This window comes from Mesorhizobium sp. M7A.F.Ca.CA.003.01.2.1 (genome assembly GCF_003998945.1).
Lineage (GTDB): Bacteria > Pseudomonadota > Alphaproteobacteria > Rhizobiales > Rhizobiaceae > Mesorhizobium > Mesorhizobium ciceri.
Genome location: NZ_RZRA01000419.1, coordinates 1 through 4,727 on the forward strand (window position 1 = coordinate 1; position 4,727 = coordinate 4,727).

Annotated in this window: 7 protein-coding genes; 4 read left to right on the plus strand and 3 right to left on the minus strand. The window is 63.7% G+C overall.

Translation table 11 applies throughout. The features are described 5' to 3' along the window. Positions 1 to 24: 24 nt before the first annotated feature. Both EN969_RS17635 and EN969_RS17640 read left to right on the plus strand, forming a co-directional pair. Positions 25 to 252 carry a DUF680 domain-containing protein gene (locus EN969_RS17635; protein WP_013532449.1) on the plus strand — a complete coding sequence of 76 codons (228 nt, stop codon included), beginning with the start codon at positions 25 to 27 and terminating at the stop codon, positions 250 to 252. 414 nt (positions 253 to 666) lie between these two features. After that, the gene (locus EN969_RS17640; protein WP_013532448.1) at positions 667 to 900 is read left to right on the plus strand and encodes a DUF680 domain-containing protein; all 234 of its coding nucleotides are present in this window, start codon (positions 667 to 669) and stop codon (positions 898 to 900) included. A gap of 51 nt (positions 901 to 951) precedes the next feature. On the opposite strand, the gene EN969_RS17645 is transcribed toward EN969_RS17640, so the two are convergent. Genes EN969_RS17645 through purM form a run of 3 tightly spaced genes read right to left on the minus strand, consistent with a single transcriptional unit; the run spans position 952 to position 3,285 of the window. Then, positions 952 to 1,482 (minus strand): histidine phosphatase family protein, encoded by a 531-nt coding sequence (locus tag EN969_RS17645; RefSeq protein ID WP_013532447.1) that lies wholly within the window; start codon positions 1,480 to 1,482, stop codon positions 952 to 954. 13 nt (positions 1,483 to 1,495) lie between these two features. After that, on the minus strand, positions 1,496 to 2,209 hold the full coding sequence (gene purN / locus EN969_RS17650) for a phosphoribosylglycinamide formyltransferase (protein ID WP_013532446.1): 714 nt from the start codon (positions 2,207 to 2,209) through the stop codon (positions 1,496 to 1,498). Continuing rightward, positions 2,206 to 3,285 carry a phosphoribosylformylglycinamidine cyclo-ligase gene (gene purM / locus EN969_RS17655; RefSeq protein WP_127419273.1) on the minus strand — a complete coding sequence of 360 codons (1,080 nt, stop codon included), beginning with the start codon at positions 3,283 to 3,285 and terminating at the stop codon, positions 2,206 to 2,208. The genes purN and purM overlap by 4 nt, the downstream gene beginning before the upstream one ends. A gap of 238 nt (positions 3,286 to 3,523) precedes the next feature. On the opposite strand from purM, the gene EN969_RS17660 reads away from it, so the two are divergent. Together EN969_RS17660 and EN969_RS17665 are read left to right on the plus strand one after the other, a co-directional pair. After that, positions 3,524 to 4,051: a CDP-alcohol phosphatidyltransferase family protein gene (locus tag EN969_RS17660; protein WP_013532444.1), complete on the plus strand. Its 528-nt coding sequence runs from the start codon at positions 3,524 to 3,526 to the stop codon at positions 4,049 to 4,051. A gap of 1 nt (position 4,052) precedes the next feature. Next, positions 4,053 to 4,727 (plus strand): AI-2E family transporter (locus EN969_RS17665; protein ID WP_127419274.1); only part of this gene is annotated, 675 nt, incomplete at its 3' end.

Below are 4,727 nucleotides of genomic sequence, written 5' to 3' on the forward strand. Positions count from 1 at the left end.
ACATTGAACTCAGGAGTAACTAAAATGACCAAGATCGCACTCACCGCCGCCGCCATCCTCGTTGCCACGGGCACCGCTTTTGCCGGCAGCGACAACTACGGCTCTTACAATGCCAACCAGCCTGTTGCGAACCAGTCCGTGTCCGACATCGACACCACGCACACCGGCTCGATCCCGAAGTCCGTAAAGACGCAGGGTGATGCCAATGCCAACGTGCCGGCTCAGTCGGGTCAGGGCATCTGGGGTCGTTGATTTCTGAAGTCTGCGACCACAAAGAGCGGTGGGCCTTGCCCGCCGCTCTTGTTTTTTATGCATGAGCAGGATTTCGGCCGACGGCATCGGTGTCGGAGCGCCGATCGTAAATCGAACCAGCTGGTTCAATTTATGTTGACGAATCGTGAACGGATGGCGAGCGCTGGCTCGATGAACCGCCGCATCATGCGTCAGGCACCCTCCTTGTAAGCGTCTGAGATAAACTGATAAAACAGGGTGAGCTCAATCCCTTGGCCGACGTTCGAGGTCCCGATGCCGCGCGTGAGGGAACGTCTTCGTGATTGGAAGTCGGCGCACGAAAAACCCAGATCGAGGTTGTCCGAGCGACGCGAAATTTCCTCCCCAGGGGCACGCCACTAGACGGACAGAATCAGGAATACCGGAGTAAATAGAATGAACAGGATCGCTCTTGCCGCCGCCGCCATCCTCGTTGCCACTGGTGCCGCTTTTGCCGGCAGCGACAACTATGGTTCGGACAATGTCAATCAGCCGGCCGTCACCTCGCACGCGGTCAATGTCGACCACAGCTACACGGCTTCGACCCACAGGCAGGTCAAGCACCGCGACCTCACGCTGACGCCCGATTCGGTCCAGCCGGAATCCGGTCAGGGCAACTGGGGAAACTGACGGCTCAAGCGGATGTGCGGCGGGCTTGACCCGCCGCACCTGCCATGGACACTAGCCCAGGTCCTTCGGCCGCGGGCCCAGGTCCTTGGGCCGCAAGCAATGTGTCAGCCGGGCGGGGGACACGACGGACCAATCGCCTTTGAAGACCACCCGGGCGAGGGCTCCCGTCGGGAATTTTTCCTCAAGTCTTGCGATCGCCTTGGCGTCTGACCCCGGCCCGGCAAGCTGTCTGGCCAACTGCTCCAGGCCCGGATTGTGGCCAATTACCAGCAAGCTGCCGCTCGAAGCGTCGGTTTGACCAATCTGGCTCAGAATGTCCGCCGCTGAAGCATCGTACAGCGCCTTGAGGAATGCGACCTGGGGCGGGACGGGCAATTCCGCCGCCACAAGCCGCCAGGTGTCGCGGGTGCGCAGCGCCGCCGACACCAGCGCCAGGTCCGGCAGCCAGCCGCGCGTCGCAAGCTCGCGCCCCATCAACCGGGCTGCCTTCACTCCGCGTTCGGCCAAGGGCCGGTCGAAATCATCGAGATCAGGGTCGTCCCAGCTGGATTTGGCGTGACGAAGCAGGAGAAGCTGTTTCATCGCCGCTCTAAGCTCAAGGCGTGATGCGCGCCAGATGCTCGAGGTCGGCTTCCTCGCGCAGCGGATCCGGGGCCATCACCACCGAGGTGCCGTTGTCGGCATCGTCGGCAAAGTGGGCAAGCACGGTGCGGCCGGACTCCATGCGCGCCTTGCCTTCGGCGACCAGCCCCAGCGCCAGCGGATAGAGCCGGTGTTCGGTCTTCAGCACGCGGGCTGCCAATGTATCGGCGGTGTCGCCGACCATCACCGGCACGGCTGCCTGTGCGATGATCGGGCCGTCATCCATCTCGGAGGTGACGAAGTGCACGGTGCAGCCATGGATGCGGATGCCGGCGGCCAGCGCGCGCGCATGGGTGTCGAGCCCCTTGAAGGCCGGCAGCAGGGCAGGGTGGATATTGATCATGCGGCCCTGCCATTTCTGGACGAAGCCGGGGCTGAGGATGCGCATATAGCCGGCCAGCGCCACGATCTCGGCGTTGAAGGCGGTAAGGGCCGCGTCGATGGCGGCGTCATGCGCCTGCTTGCTGCCGTGGTCGGCACGTGAGACGACCTGCGTGGCGATGCCGCGCGCCCTGGCGATGCCGAGCCCGGCGGCATCCGCCTTATCGGAAATGACACCGACGATCTCGGCCGGGAACGACGGGTCGCTGGCCGCGGCAATCAGCGCGGTCATGTTGGAGCCGCGTCCCGAGATCAGGACAACGGTGCGTTTCCTCTGCGCGCTCATAGGCCGATCGAACCCCGATAGATGACGCCTGCGTCGCGGCGCGGCACGATGCGGCCGATCGGCGTCACCGTCTCGCCGGCTTCCTGTAGCACGGCCGCGACCTGCGCTGCCTGGCCGGACGCGACCGCCAGGATCATGCCGATGCCGCAATTGAAGGTGCGCATCATTTCTTCCGGCGCCACGCCGCCGGTCTTGGCCAGCCACGAAAACACGGGAGGAACGTCGATCGCCTCGAGGTCGAGCTCGGCCGAAAAATCCTTGGGCAGCACGCGTGGAATGTTTTCCGGGAAGCCGCCGCCGGTGATGTGGGCGAGCGCCTTGATACCATGCGTGTTGCGGATCGCCTTGAGAATCGACTTGACGTAGATGCGGGTCGGCTCGAGCAGTGCTTCGGCCAGAGTGGCCTCGTCGTTGAACGGTGCCGGATCGCTCCACGACAGACCGCTGACGGCGACGATGCGGCGCACCAGCGAATAGCCGTTCGAGTGCAGGCCGGAGGAAGCCAGGCCCAGCAGCACGTCGCCTTCGACAATGTCATCGGTGGGCAGCAATTGGCCGCGTTCGGCGGCACCCACCGCAAAGCCGGCGAGGTCGTAGTCGTTGCCGTGATACATGCCGGGCATCTCGGCGGTCTCGCCGCCGATCAGCGCGCAGCCGGCCTGGCGGCAGCCCTCGGCAATGCCGCCGACGATCGCGGCACCCTGGTCGGGATCGAGCTTGCCGGTGGCGAAATAGTCGAGGAAGAACAGCGGTTCGGCACCTTGCACGACGATGTCGTTGACGCACATGGCGACGAGGTCGATGCCGATCGTGTCGTGCTTGCCGGCATCGATGGCGATCTTGAGCTTGGTGCCGACGCCGTCATTGGCCGCCACCAGCACCGGATCGGTAAACCCGGCCGCCTTGAGGTCGAACAGGCCGCCGAAACCGCCGATCTCGCCATCGGCGCCCGGCCGGTGCGTCGCGCGCACCAGCGGCTTGATCTTCTCGACCATGAGATTGCCGGCATCGATATCGACACCGGCCTCGGCATAGGTGAGCCCGTTCTTGCGCTTGTTCACGTCGCGCTTGCTCATTTCTGGTGCCCGTTCAGCAATTTTCCTTGTCGCGGGCTCTTCGCATGAACGGTTTCTGTCCGCAAGGATAACGGCCATCTCGGCCTACAAAACCGTGGACAGCGCGCACGTACAGGCGCTCGTGATTGGCGAAAGCCAAGCTGAAGGCCGCTCCCGTGCGGGGAGATCGGCAGCTCCTCCCTTGTTGCCACCCGCCATCTTCATCATCTATCTCCGACCAAGAGGAGGTGCCAGGCATTTGACCATCCCCAACCTGATCACCATCCTGCGCCTTGTCCTGGTGCCGGCGGTGGTGCTGGCGATGCTGCAGGCGCGCTGGGACTGGGCTTTTGCCGGGTTCCTCGTCGCCGGCATTTCGGACGGCGTCGATGGCTTCATCGCCCGCCGTTTCAATCAGCAGTCCACGCTCGGCGCCTATCTCGATCCGATCGCCGACAAGCTGCTGCTGGTTTCGGTGTTCGTGGTCATGGGCCTCATCGGGCAATTGCCGCTGTGGCTGGTCGTCACCATGGTGTCGCGCGACGCGTTGATCGTCTGCGCGGTCCTGCTGTCCGCCGTCATGGCCCATCCGGTCGAGATGAAACCGCTTTTCGTGTCGAAGGCCAACACCGCCATCCAGATCGTGCTGGCGGCGGTTGTGCTGGGTGAGCTTGCCCTGTCGGTTCATCTCGACCCGCTGAGGCCGGTTCTCATATTGCTGTCCGGGGTCTTGACCGTGGCTTCGGCCGCAGCCTATCTCGTGACTTGGCTGAGGCACATGAGCTGACATGACGAAGGCTCCACTCCGGACATCCGAGACAGAAGCGGCGGCGATCGAGGCCGCGGCCGCCGACATCGCCGCGTCCGCGACCTTTCGCCGCCAGATCTTCTTCTGGCTGGCCGGCGCCGCGCTGCTGGCGCTTTTCCTCTATGTCTTCAGCGCCATCCTGCTGCCCTTCGTCGCCGGCATGGTGCTTGCCTATTTCCTCGATCCCGTTGCCGACCGGCTGCAGCGGCTCGGCCTGTCGCGTTTCATGGCGACGGTGGTCATCCTCATCACCTTCCTCATCGTGCTGGTCCTGGCCTTTGTCATCCTCATTCCGGTTCTGGCCACGCAGATGGCCGATTTCGCCGGCAAATTGCCGGAATATCTGACCCGGCTGCAAAGCCTGATCACCTCGTTCGATCCGAAATGGCTGGAGCAGAAGTTCGGCGTCAACGCCAATAGCTTGCGCGACGGGCTGAATTCGCTGCTGACCTCCGGCTTCGGTTTTGTCACCACCGTCTTCACCTCGCTGTGGAGTTCCGGCATGGCGCTGGTTTCTGTGGTCAGCCTGTTCGTGGTGACACCGGTGGTCGCCTTCTACATGCTGCTCGACTGGGACCGCATGGTGGCGGTCATCGACGGCTGGGTGCCACGCGACAACGTCCAGACCGTGCGCGCCATCGCACGGGACATCAAC

What these genes read in the sequence shown, in the direction of transcription:
- purN (WP_013532446.1), bottom strand. Translation starts at nt 2,209, where the DNA reads ATGAGCGCGCAGAGGAAACGCACCGTTGTCCTGATCTCGGGACGCGGC.
- purM (WP_127419273.1), bottom strand. Translation starts at nt 3,285, where the DNA reads ATGAGCAAGCGCGACGTGAACAAGCGCAAGAACGGGCTCACCTATGCC.
- EN969_RS17635 (WP_013532449.1), top strand. Translation starts at nt 25, where the DNA reads ATGACCAAGATCGCACTCACCGCCGCCGCCATCCTCGTTGCCACGGGC.
- EN969_RS17640 (WP_013532448.1), top strand. Translation starts at nt 667, where the DNA reads ATGAACAGGATCGCTCTTGCCGCCGCCGCCATCCTCGTTGCCACTGGT.
- EN969_RS17645 (WP_013532447.1), bottom strand. Translation starts at nt 1,482, where the DNA reads ATGAAACAGCTTCTCCTGCTTCGTCACGCCAAATCCAGCTGGGACGAC.